At 67.3% G+C, this 20244-nt stretch carries 18 protein-coding genes; 7 read left to right on the top strand and 11 right to left on the bottom strand.

Annotation, left to right across the window (positions count from 1 at the left end):
- Together ligA and ACIRA7_RS06625 are read left to right on the top strand one after the other, a co-directional pair.
- The coding region (gene ligA / locus ACIRA7_RS06630) for an NAD-dependent DNA ligase LigA (protein ID WP_396220060.1) at window positions 1-1715 on the top strand (1715 nt) is incomplete at its 5' end.
- A gap of 85 nt (window positions 1716-1800) precedes the next feature.
- The gene (locus ACIRA7_RS06625; RefSeq protein ID WP_396220059.1) at window positions 1801-2346 is read left to right on the top strand and encodes a hypothetical protein; all 546 of its coding nucleotides are present in this window, start codon (window positions 1801-1803) and stop codon (window positions 2344-2346) included.
- A 36-nt stretch (window positions 2347-2382) separates the two neighbouring features.
- On the opposite strand, the gene ACIRA7_RS06620 is transcribed toward ACIRA7_RS06625, so the two are convergent.
- Window positions 2383-2916 (bottom strand): phosphoribosyltransferase, encoded by a 534-nt coding sequence (locus ACIRA7_RS06620; RefSeq protein ID WP_396220058.1) that lies wholly within the window; start codon window positions 2914-2916, stop codon window positions 2383-2385.
- Between the two features lie 174 nt (window positions 2917-3090).
- Between ACIRA7_RS06620 and ACIRA7_RS06615 the strand changes: the two genes are divergently transcribed.
- From ACIRA7_RS06615 to ACIRA7_RS06600, 4 genes are all read left to right on the top strand, one after another.
- Window positions 3091-3588, top strand: a complete 498-nt coding sequence (locus ACIRA7_RS06615; RefSeq protein WP_396220057.1) for a tetratricopeptide repeat protein — start codon at window positions 3091-3093, stop codon at window positions 3586-3588.
- Window positions 3589-3598: 10 nt separating this feature from the next.
- The gene (locus tag ACIRA7_RS06610) at window positions 3599-4357 is read left to right on the top strand and encodes a ParA family protein (protein ID WP_396220056.1); all 759 of its coding nucleotides are present in this window, start codon (window positions 3599-3601) and stop codon (window positions 4355-4357) included.
- The gene (locus ACIRA7_RS06605; protein WP_396220055.1) at window positions 4354-5196 is read left to right on the top strand and encodes a hypothetical protein; all 843 of its coding nucleotides are present in this window, start codon (window positions 4354-4356) and stop codon (window positions 5194-5196) included. Before ACIRA7_RS06610 ends, ACIRA7_RS06605 begins: the two co-directional genes overlap by 4 nt.
- A 110-nt stretch (window positions 5197-5306) precedes the next feature.
- Window positions 5307-7193 (top strand): AMP-dependent synthetase/ligase, encoded by a 1887-nt coding sequence (locus tag ACIRA7_RS06600; protein WP_396220054.1) that lies wholly within the window; start codon window positions 5307-5309, stop codon window positions 7191-7193.
- A gap of 2 nt (window positions 7194-7195) precedes the next feature.
- On the opposite strand, the gene ACIRA7_RS06595 is transcribed toward ACIRA7_RS06600, so the two are convergent.
- From ACIRA7_RS06595 to ACIRA7_RS06575, 5 genes are all read right to left on the bottom strand, one after another.
- Window positions 7196-7852, bottom strand: a complete 657-nt coding sequence (locus ACIRA7_RS06595) for a hypothetical protein (RefSeq protein WP_396220053.1) — start codon at window positions 7850-7852, stop codon at window positions 7196-7198.
- Window positions 7853-7860: 8 nt separating this feature from the next.
- Window positions 7861-10140 (bottom strand): prolyl oligopeptidase family serine peptidase, encoded by a 2280-nt coding sequence (locus tag ACIRA7_RS06590; RefSeq protein WP_396220052.1) that lies wholly within the window; start codon window positions 10138-10140, stop codon window positions 7861-7863.
- A 114-nt stretch (window positions 10141-10254) separates the two neighbouring features.
- A complete protein-coding gene (locus tag ACIRA7_RS06585) occupies window positions 10255-10965 on the bottom strand; it encodes an SDR family oxidoreductase (protein WP_396220051.1) in 711 nt (236 codons plus the stop codon).
- Window positions 10965-11552, bottom strand: a complete 588-nt coding sequence (gene folE / locus ACIRA7_RS06580) for a GTP cyclohydrolase I FolE (protein ID WP_396220062.1) — start codon at window positions 11550-11552, stop codon at window positions 10965-10967. Before folE ends, ACIRA7_RS06585 begins: the two co-directional genes overlap by 1 nt.
- A 61-nt stretch (window positions 11553-11613) precedes the next feature.
- Window positions 11614-12027, bottom strand: coding sequence for a 6-carboxytetrahydropterin synthase (locus ACIRA7_RS06575; RefSeq protein WP_396220050.1), 414 nt, complete (start codon window positions 12025-12027; stop codon window positions 11614-11616).
- Between the two features lie 361 nt (window positions 12028-12388).
- Here ACIRA7_RS06575 and ACIRA7_RS06570 point away from each other — a divergent pair, with 361 nt between their 5' ends.
- Window positions 12389-12559 (top strand): hypothetical protein, encoded by a 171-nt coding sequence (locus ACIRA7_RS06570; RefSeq protein ID WP_396220048.1) that lies wholly within the window; start codon window positions 12389-12391, stop codon window positions 12557-12559.
- Between the two features lie 15 nt (window positions 12560-12574).
- On the opposite strand, the gene ACIRA7_RS06565 is transcribed toward ACIRA7_RS06570, so the two are convergent.
- The 5 genes from ACIRA7_RS06565 to ACIRA7_RS06545 all read right to left on the bottom strand — a co-directional run bounded on the left by ACIRA7_RS06565 (window position 12575) and on the right by ACIRA7_RS06545 (window position 20244).
- Window positions 12575-13564, bottom strand: coding sequence for a GNAT family N-acetyltransferase (locus ACIRA7_RS06565; protein WP_396220047.1), 990 nt, complete (start codon window positions 13562-13564; stop codon window positions 12575-12577).
- Window positions 13561-16038 (bottom strand): AAA family ATPase, encoded by a 2478-nt coding sequence (locus tag ACIRA7_RS06560; protein ID WP_396220046.1) that lies wholly within the window; start codon window positions 16036-16038, stop codon window positions 13561-13563. Before ACIRA7_RS06560 ends, ACIRA7_RS06565 begins: the two co-directional genes overlap by 4 nt.
- Window positions 16039-16041: 3 nt before the next feature.
- Window positions 16042-17238, bottom strand: a complete 1197-nt coding sequence (locus ACIRA7_RS06555; protein ID WP_396220045.1) for an exonuclease SbcCD subunit D — start codon at window positions 17236-17238, stop codon at window positions 16042-16044.
- Between the two features lie 34 nt (window positions 17239-17272).
- Window positions 17273-18172 (bottom strand): hypothetical protein, encoded by a 900-nt coding sequence (locus ACIRA7_RS06550; protein WP_396220044.1) that lies wholly within the window; start codon window positions 18170-18172, stop codon window positions 17273-17275.
- Window positions 18173-18258: 86 nt separating this feature from the next.
- Window positions 18259-20244 carry an ATP-binding protein gene (locus ACIRA7_RS06545; RefSeq protein WP_396220043.1) on the bottom strand — a complete coding sequence of 662 codons (1986 nt, stop codon included), beginning with the start codon at window positions 20242-20244 and terminating at the stop codon, window positions 18259-18261.

Below are 20244 nucleotides of genomic sequence, written 5' to 3'. Positions count from 1 at the left end.
GCGTGGTCGGCGCGTCGGTGCACGTGAGCGGCTACACCGTGGAGCTCAAGATCGACGGGGCGGCGATTGCGCTCACTTATCGCGATGGTGTGCTGACCACGGCAACGACGCGCGGCGACGGTACCGAAGGGGAGGATGTGACCGCAAACGTCCGCACCATTCGCGGTCTGCCGCTGAGGCTGCTGGGCGATGGGCATCCGCCGTTGATCGAAATTCGCGGCGAAGTGTACATGCCGTTCGCGGGCTTCGAGCAGATGAACGAGGCGCGGGTCGCGGCGGGCGAACCGGTGTTCGTGAATCCCCGCAATGCCGCGGCCGGCGCCCTGCGCCAGCTCGATCCATCGATCACGGCCCAACGGCCGTTGCGCTTTTTCGGCTACGCGGCGGTGCTCCCGGATGGCAACGCGCCCGTGCGCAGTCAGTGGGAGCTCCTCGAACAGCTGAGCACGTGGGGCATCCCGGTGGCGCCGCATCGCGAACGATGCCGTACGATGGCGGCCGTGTCGACCTGGGCGCACACCGTCGAACACGACACGCGGGCGAAGCTCGGATTCGCCATCGACGGCGGCGTGGTGAAGGTGAACGACATGGCGTTACAGGATGAACTCGGGGTGCGCAACGATCGCACCCCACGTTGGGCGATTGCGCGCAAGTTTGCGCCCGACATGGCGGTCACGCGGTTGGTCCGCATCGACGTGAGCGTGGGACGCACCGGTGTGCTGACGCCCTTCGCCGTGCTCGACCCGGTGGATGTCGGCGGCGCCACGGTCACCTACGCGTCGTTGCACAACGCCGATCAGATCGCGAAAAAGGATCTGCGCGATGGCGACTGGGTGCAGGTGGTGCGCGCGGGCGATGTGATTCCCTATGTGTTGGGGCCCGTGCCGGAGCGACGAGACGGCACCGAACGGACGTGGAGCATGCCCGCGAACTGCCCCCGCTGTCATTCGGCAACACAGCGGTACGGGGATGACGTCGCGACGTACTGCCCGAACGTCGCCTGTCCGGGGCGGCAGCTTGAAGGACTGGTGCATTGCTCGAGCAAGGATGCGCTCGATATCGACGGGCTCTCGTACGCGCGCATTGAACAGCTGCTCGAGGCGGGCTTCATCACCGACTTCGCCGATCTGTTCGACCTCACGGTGGGTCAGCTGGTGTCGCTCGAGCGGTTTGGCACCAAGAGCGCGGAGAATCTGGTCGCGGCAATCACGGCGGCGAAACAGCAACCGTTGTCGCGATTGCTATTCGGTCTCGGCATCCGTCACGTCGGGGCACAGGCGGCGCAGCTGTTGGCGAGACAGTTCGGCAGCATGGATGCGATCATCGCGGCCACCCCGGAGCAGCTGGGGGCGGTGCGCGGCATCGGCGACATCATCGCGACCTCGGTGTCCTCGTACTTCGCCGATCCCACGTCGCGCGCCCTCGTGGAGCGGTTGCGCCAGCGCGGGGTGCGCTTCGACGAACCGAACGCGGTGCAAGCCGACGGCCCGCTGACGGGCGCCACCGTGGTGCTGACCGGCGCCCTCCCCTCGCTCTCCCGGACCGACGCCGCGGCGCTGGTCGAGGCCGCCGGCGGACGCGTGACCAGCAGCGTCTCGAAGAAGACCACGTTCGTGGTGGCCGGCGATGAGGCGGGCAGCAAGCTGGACAAGGCGGTCGAGCTGGGCATCGAGGTGATCGACGAGGCGGAACTGATCCGGCGGGCAGGGCGATAAACGCGGCGCCAACACGCCCCCGGCCCCATTTATCACGTCTTCACCGCTTGACGTGACCCCTTCTTTGCGCGAGCGTCACGGGAACATGAGCACTTCGCTTCCCTTCCTGACCACCCGTACCGTGACGGTGCCGGTCGAATTCTTCGACGGGCTCCGTCGGTCGGCACATCAGGCGTATCCGCCCGTGCCGATCGACGCCGTGCGCGACGCGGGTTACGCTGCGGGACAGGCGCTGTTCGACCACTTCTCGGCGTGGCTGGCCGATCGGAGCGAGCACGGGCCCGACACCCTGCTCGACAGCCGATTCCCACTCCTGCTTCGCGAGTACCTCTTCGAACTGGGCTGGGGGCTGGTTCAGCTTTCGTCGCTGAGCGAAGCGGTCATGATGCTCGAGGCGAACAACTGGGGAGAGGCGGCGGCCGAGGCCCGCGGCTGCCCGGTCTCCACCGGGCTCTTCGCCGGCTTTTTCGGCCGGTTGGCCGACGCGCCGATCTCGGTGCTCGAAGTGACCCCGGATTCGGCCGCCGAGGGGCAGTGTCGCTTCCTGCTCGGCTCGATCGACGTGCTGAATTACGTGTGGGAAGCGATGGAACGCGGCATCCCCTTCGAGCGGGCAGCCACGAGCGCCTGAGCCACCCGCTCGGGCTCGGCGCCGGTGGACGAGCGCTCAGCCCTCGAGCACCACTCCGGCGTACTTGGGGTTGGGCCGGAGTTCCCCATCGATCAGGATTTCGCGATCCCAGGGGAGCACGATCATGCTCTGCGTCGCCAGGGCGAAGTAGTCCGGCGCGAAGCTACCGGTCTTGAAGCTGACCGCGGTGCGCACTTCCAGCGCCCCCGCATTGCCCACGGCCCCGACCGCCAAGCGCATGGTCTGGCCGGAGTCGCACGTTTCGTCCACGATGAGCACGCGCTTGCCCCGCACCTCGATCGGCGCCGCGCCAAAGACCGCCGGTGTTTCGCGAATCGGGGACGCACTATAGCGTCGCGAGACGAGAATCGAGTGGAACGGCAGGTCGAGAATGGCCGCCACCGCCGCGCCGGGCACGACGCCCGCCGTCGCGATCCCGATCACGAGTTCCGGGGCCCATTCGCGCGCGACGCGAACGGCGAGCGCACGGGCCAGTTCCCCGAAGAGCGGCCAATCCACGATCAACACGCCCTTGGAAGGGTCAGGTGCGTACGGCTGTGGTGCGGTCATCGTGGCGCTCCGGTAAGGGATCCCGCAGTGTACACCGAGTGTAGCCCCACCGGGCAGCGGTGGCAACGCGGATTCCAATGACCGTGGGCGCGACAACTTGTTGGCGACGCGCCGTCCCGATACTTTTGCTCTTCTGCGGTAGCACTTCTTTTTTCTCCGATCCCTTGCGAGCGCATGACTTGGTGGCGCCGCCTCGTGGGCGGCTCGTCCGGGCGCGATCCGCGCCATACGGACTTCCTGGCTGAAGCGCTCGATCTCGAGTCGCGCGGCGATTACGCGAACGCCCTGACCTCGTATCGTCTCGCCCTGCGCGAGCGACCCGACGATCTCGGTGTGTTGCAAAACATCGCGATCGCCTTCTCCAAGACCGGGCAGCCCGAAGAGGCCATTCGGACGTATCGTCGTGCATTGCAGCTCGAGCCGGAATCGCCGGGGGCCCACTACGGCCTGGCGTTTCTCCTCCTCAAGCGGGGGGACACGCATCACGCCGCCATGCACCTCGAGTCGTTCCTGCAGTACAGTACCGAACAGGATCCGACGTCCGCGCGGTTCCGCGCCCACGCCGAGCGCACGCTGGCCGATGTGCAGGGTGCCGTGGAGCACTCCGACGGCCAGTATCAGGATCCATCAGCGCCCGACAGCGATGGATCGGCCCACTCGGACGAGGGCTAACGTGGGACGCGTGCTGTCCATCGTGAGCCAGAAGGGTGGCGTCGGCAAGACCACCACCGCCGTGAATCTGGCGGTGGCATTCGCGCGCCGCGGGTTGAAGACGCTGCTGATCGATGCCGACCCACAGGGGGCGGTGCGCTACGGTGTCGGCTTGCGCCGCGGCCACCCGACCGTCGGGTTCGATGACTACCTGCGGGGCGAGAAGGCCCTGCGCGAAGTGATCCTACCCACCGCGCTGCCGTGGCTCCGCGTGATTCTCGCCGGCAGCGTCAGCGAGTCGGCCGATCACTCCGACTTTCAGCAGCGCGTGGGCGAGAGCACCGTGCTGGCGGATCTGCTGGCCATGGCGCGCGAACGGTGTCACGTGGTCGTGGTCGACACGCCACCGGGGCTCGGTGCCGTGACCCGCCGCGTACTCGCGGCCAGTCAGCACGTGGTGGTACCGTTGCAGTGCGAGCCGCTGGCGTTGCAGACCACGCCACAGATTCTGCGCGCCATTCAGGACGTCATTCGTATCAACGAGGAGCTGACGCTCGAAGGCATCCTGCTCACGATGTTCGAACCGGGGAATCCGGCGTCGGAGCGTGTGGTGCACTACGTGCGGGAGCACCTCCCGAAGCACCTGGTGTTCGATACGCCGATTCCGCGTACGCCGGCCACGGCCGACGCGTTCTCCGCCGGCCAGCCGGTCGTGTTACGCGATCCGGCCGACGCCGCGAGCCAGGCGTATGTCAACATCGCCACGCGGCTCGCCGAGCGCTTCGCGTGACACCGTCGGTTCGCGCGCGGCATCGCGGCAGTGTGCTCATGGTCTGCTCCGTCATCCTCGCCATGGGGGTGGGTACGGCCTGCGCGGAAGTCGGTCTCGGGCCGAATGAGGCTGCGGCGATCGAACTCGATCCGTTCCCGTCGCCGTCGGTGGTCGTGGGCGATACGCTGCGCAACATCGATGGCGTGGTCACCGCGGTGCGCGCCCGCGTCTTCAACGTGCGCGGCGACGTCATCAACGAGGCGACGCCGAGGTACCTCTACGCCGACTTCAACATCGACTCGGCGCTCGCGATTGACTCCGCGAAGGGTATCGTGGTCGCGAGAAAGCTCGTCTCGGGAGACAAGCGGATCGCGGCGCGCATCGGCGGATCGCTGCAGGTGCTGCGCCCGCTACGCATCGTGAGCCGCCCCGACTCGGTGGACGGCCGAAGCCTCACCACCATTCTCGGCACGAGCCTGCCCGATACGGGTCGTCGTGGCGCGGAAAGCAACTCCACGAGAGCGCTCGAGGTGACCGTGCGGCATGTCGAAGCCGGCGCGGTCACGCCGGCGAAATCCTGGCCCGTGCGCTTTCAGTTGCTCACGCCGGCCAATCCAACCAATGACACCTTGGGTGCCGCGTACCTCGTTGATGATCAAGGGCGGGCCAGCGTGCTGGACACCACGGACGACAGCGGAACGGCGGGACGTCGGGTGCGCGTGCGCGCCCTCCAGTTTCCCTCTGGCGCGGCAGTGGAATCCGTGGTGGTGCGCGCAACGGTCACCTATCGGGGGAGGCCGCTCAAGGGATCGCCGGTGCGGATGACCGCCCCCGTGCGCCGCGGAGCCGGATCGTAACGAGGACTCGCGCCGAGTGACACTCGGCCGCAATTTGCTGTCTCCCCACCTGGCGTCGCAGCGGATCGCTGCCCGACGCGCCTCTGCCCTGCCTTTCGCTCCAGTCGGAGATGGCGATGCCCCCGGTCACGGCTACTTCCAACCCTGCCCTGAACGTGACGATGAACGGCCTCCCGGCCTCGTCACGCTACGCCGCCGGCGGACCGCGTCCGCCGTTCGGTACGATCAACGCCCTGTTCTTCGACGCCGTCGAGCGCTATGACCGCGCCGATGCCCTGAGCACGAAGGGACGCGGGGTGTGGGAACCGATTTCCCACCGGACGATCCTGGAGCGCGTGCGCCGCACCGCGCTCGGCCTCGCCGAGCTGGGGATAAAGGCGCAGGATCGCGTGGCGATTCTATCAGAGAACCGCCCCGAGTGGCTGATCGCCGACTACGCCTGCATCTGCAGCGCGATCACCGACGTGCCCATCTACCCCACGCTTCCCGCCGATCAGCTGCCCTATCTGCTGAATGATTCGGGCGCGCGCGCGATCTTCGTGTCCACCGCCGACCAGGCGAGAAAGGTCGCGTCCATCCGCAGCGAGGTCCCGGGGCTGCAATGGATCATCGGGTTCGCGGCCACCGAGGCCGATGGCTGCGATCTCACCCTCGCCGACCTCGAAACGAAGGGTGCTGCGGTGGACAGCGCCGAGCGTGCCACGACCTTCAAGCGCGATGCGCTGGCCGTCACGCACGATCAGCTGGTGACGCTGATCTACACGTCGGGGACGACGGGCAATCCGAAGGGCGTGATGTTGACGCAGGACAACCTGTACTCCAACGTCATCGCCACCAAGACCTCGCTGCAGGTGAGCACGAGCGATCTGGCGCTCAGCTTCCTGCCGCTCAGCCACATCTTCGAGCGCACCGGCGACTACTTCCTGTTCGCGAACGGGGTGCGCATCGCGTATGCCGAGTCGATCGACACGGTGCCGGCGAACATGAGCGAAGTGAAGCCGACGATGATGATGTCGGTGCCACGACTGTATGAAAAGATCTATGCGCGCGTGGTGGAGAACGCCGTCGCCGGCGGCGCCGTCAAGCAGCGCATTTTCTTCTGGGCGAAGAGCGTCGGGGAGCGGTGGGCGGACGAGAAGTTGGCTGGACGCGAGCCTGCCGGACTGCTCGCCCTGCAATACGCGATCGCGCAGAAGCTGGTATTCTCGAAGCTCAAGGAGCGCACAGGCGGCAACCTGCGCTTCTTCGTATCCGGCGGCGCGCCGCTCTCTCCCGAGATCGCGAAGTTCTTCTACTCCGCCGGGTTGATCATCCTTGAAGGCTACGGTCTCACGGAAACGTCGCCGGTGATTTCAACGAACACGTTCGAGCACTACCGCCTGGGGAGCGTTGGCCGACCGATTCCCGGTGTGGAAGTGATGATCGCGGCTGATGGCGAGATTCTGACGCGCGGACCGCACGTGATGCGCGGCTATTTCAACCTTCCCGAGGCCACGACGGACGCGATCGACGCGGAGGGATGGTTCCGCACCGGTGACATCGGTGAACTGACCGACGGCTACCTGCGGATCACCGACCGCAAGAAGGACATCATCGTCACGGCGGGAGGAAAGAATCTGGCACCGCAGCCGATCGAGAACATGCTGAAGACGAACAAGTACGTCTCGCAAGCGGTGATGATCGGCGACAAGCGCAGCTTTCCGATCGTGCTGATCGTGCCGGAATGGGATCAAGTCGAGAAGTGGGCAGCGTCCCAGGGCATCCGCTGGACGAGCCGAGCCGAATTGTTGGCCATGCCGACAATCGAGAAGAAGATGGAGAAGGAAGTGAAGACGCAGCTGGTCGGCCTCGCGAGCTACGAGACGCCGAAGAAGATCGCACTGCTCGAACACGACTTCAGCGTGGAGCGCGGCGAACTCACGCCGACCCTCAAGGTCAAGCGCCGCGTGATCGACAAGACGTACAAGCCGCTGATCGACAGCCTGTACCAGGAGTAGCCTTACCCCACCGATTCAGGCGCGCGCCGGCGGAGCTCCACGAGTCCGCTGGCGCGCGCTGTCGTTTCGGCCACCCATTCGGTGGCGTCGCGTGCGAGTTCGCGCAGGCCGGCAGGAACCGGGACATCGGCTGGCGCCACGAGGCGCCCGCCGAGCCGGAGCGCCCGCGCGGCGCTTTCAAGAAACGCGGGAGTGGCGTGCTCCGCATCGACCGCGATTGCGGCCAGCGTTTCCACGCCAAGGGGCAATCGATCGGCCACCACGAGGCGTGAGACACCCGGCGCCGGGATCACCGCGCCGCTGTTGACCAGCAGCTGCGGCGCCGACACGACCGATGCCAGGGCGACGCTGGCCGCCGCGTAGCGGCCAACCAAGGCGACGGGCAGGTGGCTCTCGACGACTCCGAGCAGCGCGGCCAATCGCAGCACCAGGTCGATGGCCAGCGGCTCGGAGGGTAAAGCCGGCGGGGGGGTCGAGCCCGGCGCGAGGCCGGGGATGTAAGCGATGCCATCGACGATGCGGAACTCCGCGCCGCACATCGGACACGCGAGTTCCGCGGCCAGTAAGGCAGAGCCCCGGGCTTCGAGCACCATGGCCACCAGCCAGCTTTCTTCGTGCGCGCCGGGACAGCGCAAGGCATCGAGCAGATCGCGTTGCATGCGGAATGTCAGCGAAGCGACTGCGGCTGTTCCGACGCCGGGACGGTGGCCGTCGTCGGCTTGAGGTACCGGTCGTACCACCCGAGCAGTCGGTTATGCCAGTCGGCGAACTCGGCGGCATTCGTCATGGGGATGCCGTGTCCCCCGTTCGTGTAGTTCACCCACTCCACCGGCTTACCAAGCCGGCGGAGGGCGAAATACATCTCGCGCGTGTTGATCGCGGGCACGTTGTGATCTTCGCCGCCCGTGACGAGCAGCAGCGGCGTCTTGATCCGGTCGGCGAACATCACGGCGCTGTGCTGCACGTACTTCTGCGGCTGCTCCCACATCGTTGCACCGATGCGGTCCTGCGTCTTCTCGGCGGCATTGACATTGCGCACACCGAGCCGCGGCGAGTCGGTGTAGAACGAGACGAGATCGACCTTGCCGGAGATGTTGATCGCCGCCTTGAAGCGATGGGTCTGCGTGATCAGCAGGTTGGTGGCATAGCCACCATAGCTCGTGCCGTGTACGCCCAGCCTGCTGCTGTCGGCCACCCCCATCTCGATCAGCTTGTTGGCGCTCGCCGTGACGCCCTTCAGCCAGGCTTCGCCGGGATAGCCGGTCTCGAAGGTGACCGACGGCTTCATCACGGCATAGCCGCGGCTCGCCAGCAGCATCGTCGTGGCATCGAAGCTGTCGTCGAAGAAGTCCTCGTACACACTGAACACGGTGGGCAGTGCGCGCCCGCCATCGGCCGGCAACGTGAGTACGCCGAACTGCGTTCGGCCGTCGGCGTCGAGATACGCGACGAGTTTCGTGCTGGGCAGCGCGCGCGAGGCCAACTGCGGATTGGATTCCACGATGCGTTTCAGGGCGAAGCCGACGACATCACCAAGCCACAGGTCGGGCGGGTGGCCATTCTCCCCGATCGTGACGGCCACGCGCGCCCCATCTGGGCTCAGCTTGGGTGCGCCATACAGGCGACCGTCGCGTACGAGCGTGTCGATGGCATCGGTGGTCAGATTCACACGGATCAGCGCGCGGTTCCACGTGCTGCGCGATGCCGTGCTGACGAGCAGGGTGCGCCCATCGCGGCTCCAATCGGCCAGCGCCACACGCGGTCCACGAATGGTGTCGGTGACCGCCCCGATCGTGCGACGCGTGCCGGCGGTCACCCGGATCAGATGCAGCCCGGTGCGCGACGAGACCACGACGGCATCTCCGGCGGGCGAGATGCCGGCCAGCGAAAATCGTTCTTCGTCGTTGCCGCGGGCACTGTCGCCGCGCACCCGCGGCGCGGGGCCGGCCACACGTCGTGGCGTCGTGTCGCTGAGACTCGCGACATAGATCGCCCCGTCGCGGGCGAATGCATATCGGTCGCTGTCAATCGCCTGCATGACGGTGACCCCGCGCAGAGAGGGGAAGACCACGCGGACGCTGTCGCGGGGGGTGCCGATGAGGGCACGGGTGAGCAGGCGGGATTCATTCGCCGGGCCGCCGTCGTAGTTCGTCTTGGCGTTGCGGTCCTCGCGCCAACTGATGCGTTGGCCGTTGGCCGACGCGCTCCAGCTGGTGATGTGCGATGCCGGGATGAGCGTATCGAGGCGCGCCGACGCGGGTGTCAGCGCGACGACGATGGCCCGCGTGCCCAGTCGGCGCAGCACGTCCCAGGCGAGAAACGGTTCGGTGCCGACCTGCACCGAGATCGGTCCCCGCACAAGCGAGTCGAACCGCGCCTGGACTTCGTTCAACCACTGCCGTTCGCGGATGGCCACTATGATCCGTCCGTCATCGGTCCATGACAGATCGCTATTCTCCGCGAGCCGCGCACCCGACAACGACTGCACGCGCAGCTTCCGGGCTGCCACCTCCCAGATCAGAAGCTGTGGCACGGTGTCACGGGTCGCGATCGCCAGTCGCTCACTCCGCGCCGACCAGGCGAGCGCTCCGATGGTGCGCGGCGCGCCCGGAATGGCCGTGGTATCACCCGTTGCCGTGTTCACGAGCAGCAGGCGGGCCGGCGCGGGGCGTGTGTAGCTGGGATCGCCGTCGCGGGCCGCCACGAATCCCAAGCCATCACCTCGGCGGGCGAGCCGAACGACCAGCCACCTTCCATCGGGCGAGTAGTCGCCGGCCGAGACGGTACGCACGTCCAGCAAGTCGGCGGGGGTCAGCGCGGCGGATGGCGCGGTGGATGCCACGGCGCCCTGAGCGCCGAGCAGCGAAGGGCTGGCGGTGGCAGCGAGGGCCAGCGCGATCCGGGTAGCGGCCGTGCGGAGCAGGCGAGCAGTACGTAAGTCGGGCATGGGTCGGTGGCGAGAGTCGCACGGAGATCTTCAGGCGGGCGTGCCGCCCTGAAGGTGCAACCGCGGGAACGGTTCGGCGAGTCGCGGGCCGACCCGTCCCGATGCACGCCCCGATCAGGCCCGACTGAGGCGCAGTTCGTCGACGTTGACGTGCGGCGATCGGGTCACGGCCCAGAGCACGGCATCGGCGACGTCCTCGGGGCGCAGCATCGCCGCCCGCGGCGGGAGGCCCGGCGTATGGTCGGGATCGATCGGATCCCAGATCGGCGTATCCGTGGCCGACGGCGCAACGAGCGTGGCGCGCACGCCGCTGCCGCGCAGTTCCTCGCGCAGCACTTCGTGCAGTGCGCGGGCGCCGAACTTACTGGCTGAGTAGGCGCCGTTACCGCTATAGATGCTACGATCGGCAACCGAACCGATCGTAATCACGTGCCCCTTCCCGGCCGCCCGCATGCGAGGAACGAACGCATGCAGAAATCGAAACGGCGCCACGAGGTTCGCCTGCAGCGTCTGCTCGAAGCGCGCGGGATCGGTGCTTTCAATTGCGCCAAGCGGAAACACGCCGGCGTTATTGACCAACAGCATCGGTCCATCCACCTCGTACTCGCCGATGACATCGACGGCACGGCCGACCGCGTCGGCGTTCGTGACGTCGCACGGGACGGCAACCGCCCCGCGCCCGATGTCGGCGGCGACGCGTTCGAGATCGCCCGCCGAACGGGAGATCAGGAAAACGCGCGCTCCCGCGGCCGCCAGGGTACCGGCCACGGCACGACCGATGCCGCGTGACGCGCCGGTGACCACAGCCGACGCGCTGTGGAGCATCAGAAGGCCGCCGACGGGCCGTGCGCCAGACGCAGGAACTCGCTTCGGGTCTTCGGGTCGTCGCGGAACTGCCCACGCAGCGACGAGGTGATGGTGCGCGAACTCTGCTTCTCGACGCCGCGCATCATCATGCAGAGGTGCACGGCTTCGATCACGACGCCGACCCCTTTGGGCTTCAACACGTCGTCGATCGCGTTGGCGATCTGCTCGCCAAGCCGCTCCTGCACCTGCAAGCGGCGGGCGAACACCTCGACCACGCGCGGCAACTTGGAGAGGCCAACGATCTTGCCGTTGGGGATGTAGGCCACGTGGACCTTGCCGAAAAACGGGAGCATATGATGCTCGCACATCGAATACATCTCAATGTCGCGCACCATCACCATGTTCTCGTGATTCTCCTCGAACAGCGCATCACCGATGACCTGACGCGCGTCGAGGTCGTAGCCGCGGGTGAGCCACGCCATCGACTTCGCGACGCGGCTCGGCGTCTTGAGCAGCCCGTCGCGCGCCGGATCCTCGCCCAGCATCTCCAGCTGTCGCCGCACGAGCCCTTCGAACTCCACCTGCATCGCGTTATCCGTTTCCATGTCGTCGGCATCGACCGCCGTCACATTCGCGGGCGCCGCGTTCGTCGGTCGGATCACGTTCTTACTCCCCTTCGTAGTCGACATAGTTGTTCTCGGTTTCCCAGAGGCGCAGCCGCACCAGCTTTCCCGGCGCCACGACCGGCTCCAGCACGCGCCACATGCCGACGACGACGTTTTCCGTCGTCGGATTGACGCCCTGCATGTACGGGACGTCGATGTTGAAATTGCGGTGGTCGGTGACATCGACCACATGCCGCTCCACGGTATCGCGCAGCATCCCCAAGTCGATCACATAGCCGGTGCGCTCGTCGATCGGCCCCTTCACCGACACTTCGAGCGTGTAGTTGTGCCCGTGCCAGTTCGGATTATTGCACTTGCCGAACAGCCGGGTGTTCTCCTCGGCGGAGAGCGCGGGATTGTGAACGCGGTGGGCCGCATTGAAGCGCAGCAGTCGCGTCGCGGTGACGATAGGCATGTGACACGAACAGCCCGACGACGAGCGCGGTTCCCTTCCCTGCCCCCCGCCCCACAATACCGTCCGGCGCGGCGGCCTCGACCAACGGCGGGATCGGGGGGATAGACGAAAGCCCCGCCGAGCGGCGGGGCTTTCGCAAAGCTGCGGAACGAAGAGGAGGTCTTGAAGCCCAAAGAATACTGATTAGGTCCTCACCGCGTGGTCGCCTTCCCCGCACTGGGGCATGACGTGAACGCCGTCTGTCGGACCTTTTCTGAGGACTTATCGGCTCAAGAGGTAATTCTCTCCGCCCCGCATACGAATCGAGGCTCGGCCGTAGTGTACAGGGTGCGCCACGGCGCGCGCAATGCGACATTACGGCATGGACTTCTCCCTGCTTGCCGGCATCGTGATGCTCGTCGCCTGGGGCGGCTTCACGTACACGACCGACGCCCCTGGCTGGATCCACCTGCTGCTCACCGGCGGTGTGTTTCTCATCATTTGGCGCATCGTCGCCCGGGACACGCCTGCCGGTCCTGACCAGCCGCGTTAGCCTCGGCCCCCGGTCCTAGATCTCCCAGTTCGAGAGCACCATGCCCTCGACGGGAGGGACCTCGTGCCAGCCGGAAGCGCTCATGCGGAGATCGGTCCAGCGCACCCGTGCGCCCAAAGCGACCAGCGTACGAAACGCCTCTGGATAGTCGCCCTGCAACCGGATCGCCACGCGCCGCGTCCCGGTGCGGTACGCCAAATCCGCCAGGTTGCCCAGCAGCGCCGGCAACCCACTCCGGCGGGCTAGCACGAGCTTGAGGACGCGCAGCTCATCCCGCGCCCGTCCCTCGACCAGCGGCACGGTATGACACACCGCGAACCCCGTCGGGGCATCCAGCGGCCCGACCAGCACGGTGTCCCCCAGCGCCAGGCGGTCGGTGAGTTCGAGCTCCCGTGTGAAGTCGTACCCGGGCATCACGCGCATCGTGAGGGCGCGGCACGCCGCGATCGCGCTGACCTTCTCGACCGACGAGAGCCGGGACAACAAGTCCGGCCCGCGCTCACCCAGCGCCGCCTCGAGCGTCAGCGTGACGGTGAGATGCCCGGGCACGAACCCGAGATTCGCGTAAAAGCCGATGTTGTCCATGGTGCGGGGCATCGTCTCGAGTCCGATCACCTTCACGGACTGCTCGCGCAACCAGCGCATGCCGCTCTGCACGAGGAGCTTGCCCAGTCCGGAGCCTTGGCAGTCGGGACGGACGCACAGCGGCCCCATCCAACCTTCGGTGCCGGAGTGATGCACGATGTTGAACGCCGCGATGCGCCCGCGATCGTCGCGCCAGCAGTGGGCCCCGTCGCCGGCATCCTCGATCGCGTAACGCCAGATCGCCGGATTGAGCGGCGGCACCCGCACGCCGGTCATGCCGTCTTTGCGGTAGCGATCGGTGAAGGCTTCGGCGAAGACCTCGTTCAGCTCCGGGATGTCATCGACGGTTGCGACAAGTGGACCGACGATCGGCCCGGCGAGCGGTCGGGCAGCGCGCCACGTACGCGGTGACGCCGTCATGCGTCCAACAGCGCGAGCGTGCTGCCGCCGTCGCGACCAAACGGCCCGCCTTCGAACGGCTCGTCGGGAAGCACCGGCGCACTGGTGTGCACCACGCTGCACCCACGCGTCTCGTCAAAGCGCACCAGCAGCACCCGATCGAGTCCTTCCCGGACCTGCTCGATGTGCGTGATCACGATGACCTGCTCGAATCGATCATGCAGATGCCGCAGGAGTTCAACCACATTCGCCCGACGCGTTTCATCGAGCGACCCGAACACTTCGTCGAGAATCAGAAGGGAGAAGGCCTGGCCGGCACGCTCGGCGATCATCTGCGAAATCGCCAGACGCAGCACGAGGTTGCAGAGATCTTCCTCACCGCCGGAGATCACGGGCTTGGGCAGCCCCTCCTCCATGACGAGCACTTTGTACTCCTCATCGAACTCCAACGCACTATACCGCCCGTCGGTCAGTCCGTCGAGGAATCCGCTGGCGATCTCGGCCAATTCGGGACGCAACTGGAAATTCAGGTCGGTACGCAAGTCGGTGAGCGCGCGATCGAGCTCATCGTGCAGCTGTTTGTCGGCTTCGAGGACATCGAGGGTTTCCTGCAAGCGCGCCAGATCGCGCCGACCCTGCTCGGCGCCGTCGAGCGCGGCTCGCGCCCGCTCCGCTTCGCCGGCGGCGGCAACGGCATCGAGTTCGGCCCGACGGGCCTCTGCCGCGGCGCGCTCGTGCGCCTCGCGTACGCGCTGATACGCCGGGTCATCCATGCCCAGCGCGGCACGCTGCCGCTCGAGCTCGACGACCTGCGTGCGCGCCGCATCGCGCGCGGCGGACACGCGCTGCTGCTCGGTGCGCGTGACGTCCTCGCGCTCCACCAGACCGCCCACGCGGGCCGCCTGTGTTTCGAGTTCCTGCAAGCGCACGACCTCGTCGCGTAACGCGCGATGCCGCTGCGCATCGTAACCCAGCGGCAACGCGGCCAGCTGCTCGGTGGCCTGGGCGAGTCGCGCCGCCAGCTCCGTTCGCGCATCCGCTACCTGCGTCGCCTCCACCAGCGCGTTCTGAATCCGCAACAACCGACGCTCGGCCGCGGACAGCTCGGCCTGCATGGTGCGGCGCTGCTCGCCCATCGCCTCGATCGCCGGCGGCATCGTGGCCAACTGTTCGACCCGTTGCCGGTAGTAGTTGCCATCGATGCGCACCGTTTCGATCTGCTCGTTCAGCAGGTCCAGCACTCCGCGGTACGACGCCCCGAGCGGCCGGCCGCAGGTGGGGCACGGCGACTCCTCTCCGAGCCCTTCGAGCGTGTCGCGCTGTTCCGACAATTCGGCGTACTGCCGTCGAAGGGCATCCAAACGCGTCTCCGCCTCCTGTCCATCCCTCGTCCAGGCTTTGCTCTCGGCGTCGAATGTCCGCTCCACCTCGGTCAGCGTGCCGCGGAGCGTCGTGATTTGCTGGTGCGTCTCACGTTCCAGCGTCGGCGCCGATTCCAGGCGCGTGGCGCGCTCGGCAAGCTTGGCGTCGTCCTCCGCCACGGTACGCACCCGCTCCAACAACGCTTGCCGGCGCGCGTCGGCCGCCGCGAGCTGCTCCAGCGATTCCAGTTCCGCGCGCCACGACCGCAGCGGCAGGATCGCCTCCCGCAACGGCGCCAGTTCCCGGTGAGCCATGGCCACCGCATCGAGTTCGCGATCGAGCCGCTCCACTTCGCGCGACAGGCCCATCGCTTCGTTCTCGGCCACGCGCAGCTCGGCCAGCAACTGCTGCATCCGGTCGCGCTGCGCCTGCGCATCGAGCCACTGTGGTGCCACGGCGCTCAGGCGTTCGGCCGTGCCGACGCGAGCGACCTCGGCTTCGGCGGCCCGCGTTCGCGCCACGGCCAGTCGGGCTTCGGCATCGGCCACACCGCGCCAGATGGCATCGGCGTCGGGCATGCCCTGCTTCAGCCCGTTGATTTCCGCCATGAGCGCGCGACGACGCTCGCGCGCGATCTCCTGCGCGCCGCTGATCCGGTCGTAGCCCAGCACACGCGACAGGAAGCGCGCCCGTTCGGCCGCGCCCAGCGACGCCATGACGTCGAGTTCCTTCTGCCCCGTGAAGTAGGTGTGGAAGAACTCCGAACGCGTCATGCCGAGCCGTCGCTGCAGGAGCTCGGTGGCACCGGTGATCGTATTGGCGATCGGCACATCGCCGCCGTCGAGGAAGACCTCGGCGTTCGTGAGGCCGCGCATCACACGGTAGCGGTGGCCAGCGAGCTCGAACTCCAGCTCCACCTTCACGGAGGCGCGCGGCGCCGCGCGTGAGAACCGAATGGAATCGCGCGTGCCCCGTGCAGCGGGGGTGCCGTACAACGACCACGCAATCGCTTCCAGCAGCGTGGACTTACCCGACCCGTTGGGACCGATGATGCCCGTCAGTCCACGCTCGAACGCGATGCGCGTATCGGCATGCTGACGGAAATTCTGGAGGCGCAGGGAGATCAGTCGCATCCGTCAGCCGTCGAGCACAGGAAGGGCCGCCATCGCCGCGTCTTCGGCCTGCTGCAAATAGCGCAGGCCGAGGGAGACGAGTTGGTCGCGATCGACTCCGGGCGGCAGCGGACGCTCGGTGAGTCGCTCCGCTACCAGCTCGGGCAGCGTCGCCCGACGGCCGGGCGCGCCCTCGCCTTTACCGCGACGGGTCAGGACCTCCGGCCGACGCGCGTCGAGATGGAAGTGCATGGCGCGCTTCCGATACTCGCGCAACGCATCATGATTGAGCTCGCGCACGATATGGCGCGCAATGTTGCGCACGGTGACGCGCACGACGCGATCGTCAATCCCGCCGATCGCACTGTCCACCCGTGCGCGTAACGCGCTGTCGACCTCGGTCGCGCCCATCCCACTGGCATCGATCGGCTCGAGGTCCAGCAACGGACGCGATGGCGCCACCGGATGAAACCGATGCGCGCCCGAGACGAGATCGTGCTCGATGAAGCCCTTGCCGGGGATGCGCTGCTCCCGTTCCTCGCGCAGCTCGCCCCACGGGTTGGAACTCGTGTAGTCGAGCGAGCCGCTGTAGTACGCCCGCGTGGCCACTTCGCGATACACGTGATAGTGCCCGAGGGCCACGTAGCTCCACTGCTCCGCGTGCAGCTCCGCCGGATCGATCTCGATGGCCGCGCGGTCGGCCGGGGCCGCATGCGCCGGCAGCATCCCGGCGATCTCGCCGTGCAGCAGCAGCACCGTGTGCGCGAAGCCCTCCGGTGGCACGAACGGCGGTCGGTCGATACCGGGCACATCGGGCACCGCCAACACCGCCAGCGAACGTCCCGGGAACGTGAACAGCTCGGCCTTCGCATCGGCGACGTGCACGTCGATCTCACGAAAGAGCCGCAGGATGCACCCCGTTTCCGACGTGCGCGGCGCATCGTGATTGCCGGCCACCATCACGATCGGCGTGTCGGGGAGCCGATCGCGCAGGGCCGAAAAGGTACGAAAGGCGTGGAGGATCGCTGGATTGGACGGGCGCACCGTGTGGAACACGTCACCGCCGACCACGATCAGATCAGGGGCACACGCGATGATCTGCGCGACCGCGCGCGAGACCGTCGCCGCGACATCAGCCTCGCGCTGGTTGATTCCGGTCGGCGTGAGCCGCTGATACTGCCGGAATCCGAGATGGAGATCGCTGAGATGGACCAAGCGCATGCTGCAACCTACAGAACGACCCCGTCGGCTTGAACTAGCGGACGTGAATGCGCTGCACGATGCGCAGGTCGAGCAACACCGGCGGTGCCACGTCGGCCGGTGAAGGCGTGACCTCGGACTGCACGTCGATCACGGTGCGGGCATCGACAATCCAGGCGCGGACCCGGTCGAGGACCATGGTGCCGCGGACGGTCCCGGCGGTGACGACGCGCGTCCCGGCGGGCAGTTCGCGCGCAGCCCCGTCGCGCCGGAGTTCACCGTCCATCGAAATCCACGCGTTGCGCCCACCCTGAGTGAGGGAATCGAGGCGGAATCGCGTGCGCACCACGCCATCGGCGCGATAGCCGCTGAGCACCAGCGAGGGAAGCACGATGTCGCGCATCCAGCGCTCGCCGACCAGGACCGTGTTGCCGGGCAACAGCGCCGGCATCGACGCCAACGTGGCCCCGAGTACCATGGCGCCCGGTGGTGGATCGCTCACGCGCATGGCACCATCGGGCGTGACGCGCACGCGCACCTGCCGTCCCTCGAGTGGGAGCGGCAGCCGCTGGGGGCGGCCCGGTTCGGCGCCGCCGCCGGCCCAGATGGCGATGGAGTCGGTCGTGGCCAGCACGGTCGTGGCCGACAGATCGCTGGCCTCGACCAGGGAATGCGCGTACATCACGAGCTTCGTGACCCGGAGCGACGCCTGAGCGCGACGGGGACCGTATGGCGGCGACTTGGGCGGCGGCGGGGTCGCGCCGCCGGCGCGACGCCCGTCGATACCCGCACCCGAGCCGACCGGCGGCACCGACGATTCCGTCCGGCGCCCACTCATCTCAACCGTCTGCTCCATCTGCAAGCGCAGGGTGTCACCGACCCGCGGTCGCACCAGCAGTGATACCCCAGTGCCGCCGGTGCGCACGGATTGCGCCCACAGCGGCAGCGCGACCATGGGCCCGAGGGCGCAGAGGGCGCAGAGGGCGGCGAGCCCCCCACACACTCGGACACTCGGCCATCCGCGAACGCCGGAGCCCGCCGTCATCCGCCGTATTCGTCTGGCGAGAACGACCGCAGGGCGCGCGGACGCGGGGTAACGGCTTCGACGTCGCTCGCGCTCGGGCGCGCCCGGCGGGTCAGCTCCCGTGTGAAGGCGCGCTTCACGTCGTCGGGGCGGGTGCGCACCACCGCATTACGCGCCGCTAGCACGACCGGCTCGTCGTACAGCAGGATGGTTTGTTGCACGAAGCCCAGCTCGATGGTGTCGTCGAGACGACGCAGTTCGCGCGTGACCGCTTGCGCCAGCGACGGCTCCGGCGCCTGCGGAAAGCGTTCGACGCCCTCACGTCCCGACATCACCGACGGACGCGGAAAGCGTACGAACACCGGCTGCGTGAAATGCGGATGACGCACCATGAGCTGCCCCTTGTCGAGGGTGGCCATGCGCGCCTTGATCGCCGGGCTCAACACCTGATAGCCGGGCGAGGCCAACTCATCGCCATCCATGCGCCCGTACAGCGCCGTGCCCGCGTTGCCGGTCACGCGACGATGGACTTGCGAGCGGAACTGTTGCGCGCCGAAGAGCACGAGTCCGAGGTACCGACCACGCTCGGCGATATCGAGCAGCATCTTGCGGACATAGGTATCGGGACCATCGTGCGGCGCATACTTGTTGAGCTCATCGACGAAGACGATGACGTGATCGACGCCGAGCTCCCGCCGCTCGAGTTGTTCACGCAGCCGGGACACCACTCGGGCGAAGACGAGATCCTGCGCGTCCTCCTCCACGTTGGCGACATCCACCACGTACACCGCGCGATCCACAAAGCTCCCGAAGGGCAGATCCGAGACGGCGCCGTCGTCGGTCACCAGCCCTGCGCAGCGGGTGGACAGGTTGGACAGCCGGTTCCGGACTTTGCGCACGGTGGCGGCGTGATGCGTGCGCCAGGTGTCGCCGTTGGAGTCTTCGAGCTTGCGCAACACATCGCGAAACCAGGCGTCGAGATCGGCGAACGACTGCACCCGGTGTGTACGGGTAAAGCCGGGCTCCTCGAAATCCTTGCCCACGACCCGCTCGCGGATGAAGTCGATCAGCGCATCCGCCTTCGCATCGATGTCGTCCTTGTTCAGCAACACTTCGGCGAACTGCAGCACTTCACCGAGTCCCCACGTGAGCGGCGACACGCTGTCGGCGAGCGCGGGATGCGAGCGCAGCGTGTTCAGCGCGAAGCCGCGCGCCGTGAATGGCGCGAAGTAGCGCACATCCTGAAACGGTGTGGGCGGCACGCCGAGCAGCTCGTACATCTCGAGGTCGGCCGGCTCCAGTTTGCCCGGCTGATCGAGGAAGCACAGATCCGGCCCTTTCACGTTGAAGCACACCGCCGCCACCGTACCGCGATGCGCGGGGAAGTGCGCGAAGATCGACTGCAGCAGCCACTCGATCGCGCTCGTCTTCGTGGCGAGCCCCGACACGCCGGAGATATTCAGGTGCGCCGCTTCCGGCCCCACGAGAAAGTCGGCATCCAGAAAGATCGGCGACCGCATGCCACCGGCCCGATACATCCCCACGGGAATGCCGGTGGACGATGCCCCGGTGATGTAGCTGTCCATGCGCAGGGCCACGGCCACGTCGGCGTCGTCGGCCAGATACACCGCACCGAGCGGCACCGGTTGCAGCGGTTCCTCGGGGATGTGTCGCAACACCGACGCGGTGTACAGCCGGATCTCGGTGCGATCAGTGTGCGACAGCGGCCCCTGCGAGGGGCGCCCATCGTAACCGAGCACATCGTGCAGCGGCGACTGCAGGTCGCTGTAACTGAAACCTTCCACCACCACGCCGTAGACGCGCGGGATGATCGCGTCGACCGGCGTGTTCCCCTCCACGCGCACGATGGTACCGATCCCGATCGGCGCATCGAGGGCCGTCCAGAAATGGAACTCGTGGGGCGTGTTCGGCTTCTTCTCCGTCGCGACGACACGACCGAGCGGCAGCGAGGCGGCGGCGGGCACAACGGAGGGCGAGGTCAC

It is taken from the genome of Gemmatimonas sp., from assembly GCF_044376735.1.
Lineage (GTDB): Bacteria > Gemmatimonadota > Gemmatimonadetes > Gemmatimonadales > Gemmatimonadaceae > Gemmatimonas.
The sequence above is the reverse complement of the archived record's forward strand: the minus strand, read 5'-3'. Positions and strand labels throughout refer to the sequence as shown.

Bases quoted from the DNA above. Each gene is read 5' to 3' on its own strand.
- ACIRA7_RS06625 (WP_396220059.1), top strand. From the start codon at position 1,801: ATGAGCACTTCGCTTCCCTTCCTGACCACCCGTACCGTGACGGTGCCG.
- ACIRA7_RS06620 (WP_396220058.1), bottom strand. From the start codon at position 2,916: ATGACCGCACCACAGCCGTACGCACCTGACCCTTCCAAGGGCGTGTTG.
- ACIRA7_RS06615 (WP_396220057.1), top strand. From the start codon at position 3,091: ATGACTTGGTGGCGCCGCCTCGTGGGCGGCTCGTCCGGGCGCGATCCG.
- ACIRA7_RS06600 (WP_396220054.1), top strand. From the start codon at position 5,307: ATGGCGATGCCCCCGGTCACGGCTACTTCCAACCCTGCCCTGAACGTG.
- ACIRA7_RS06595 (WP_396220053.1), bottom strand. From the start codon at position 7,852: ATGCAACGCGATCTGCTCGATGCCTTGCGCTGTCCCGGCGCGCACGAA.
- ACIRA7_RS06590 (WP_396220052.1), bottom strand. From the start codon at position 10,140: ATGCCCGACTTACGTACTGCTCGCCTGCTCCGCACGGCCGCTACCCGG.
- ACIRA7_RS06585 (WP_396220051.1), bottom strand. From the start codon at position 10,965: ATGCTCCACAGCGCGTCGGCTGTGGTCACCGGCGCGTCACGCGGCATC.
- folE (WP_396220062.1), bottom strand. From the start codon at position 11,552: ATGGAAACGGATAACGCGATGCAGGTGGAGTTCGAAGGGCTCGTGCGG.
- ACIRA7_RS06575 (WP_396220050.1), bottom strand. From the start codon at position 12,027: ATGCCTATCGTCACCGCGACGCGACTGCTGCGCTTCAATGCGGCCCAC.
- ACIRA7_RS06570 (WP_396220048.1), top strand. From the start codon at position 12,389: ATGGACTTCTCCCTGCTTGCCGGCATCGTGATGCTCGTCGCCTGGGGC.
- ACIRA7_RS06565 (WP_396220047.1), bottom strand. From the start codon at position 13,564: ATGACGGCGTCACCGCGTACGTGGCGCGCTGCCCGACCGCTCGCCGGG.
- ACIRA7_RS06560 (WP_396220046.1), bottom strand. From the start codon at position 16,038: ATGCGACTGATCTCCCTGCGCCTCCAGAATTTCCGTCAGCATGCCGAT.
- ACIRA7_RS06555 (WP_396220045.1), bottom strand. From the start codon at position 17,238: ATGCGCTTGGTCCATCTCAGCGATCTCCATCTCGGATTCCGGCAGTAT.
- ACIRA7_RS06550 (WP_396220044.1), bottom strand. From the start codon at position 18,172: ATGGTCGCGCTGCCGCTGTGGGCGCAATCCGTGCGCACCGGCGGCACT.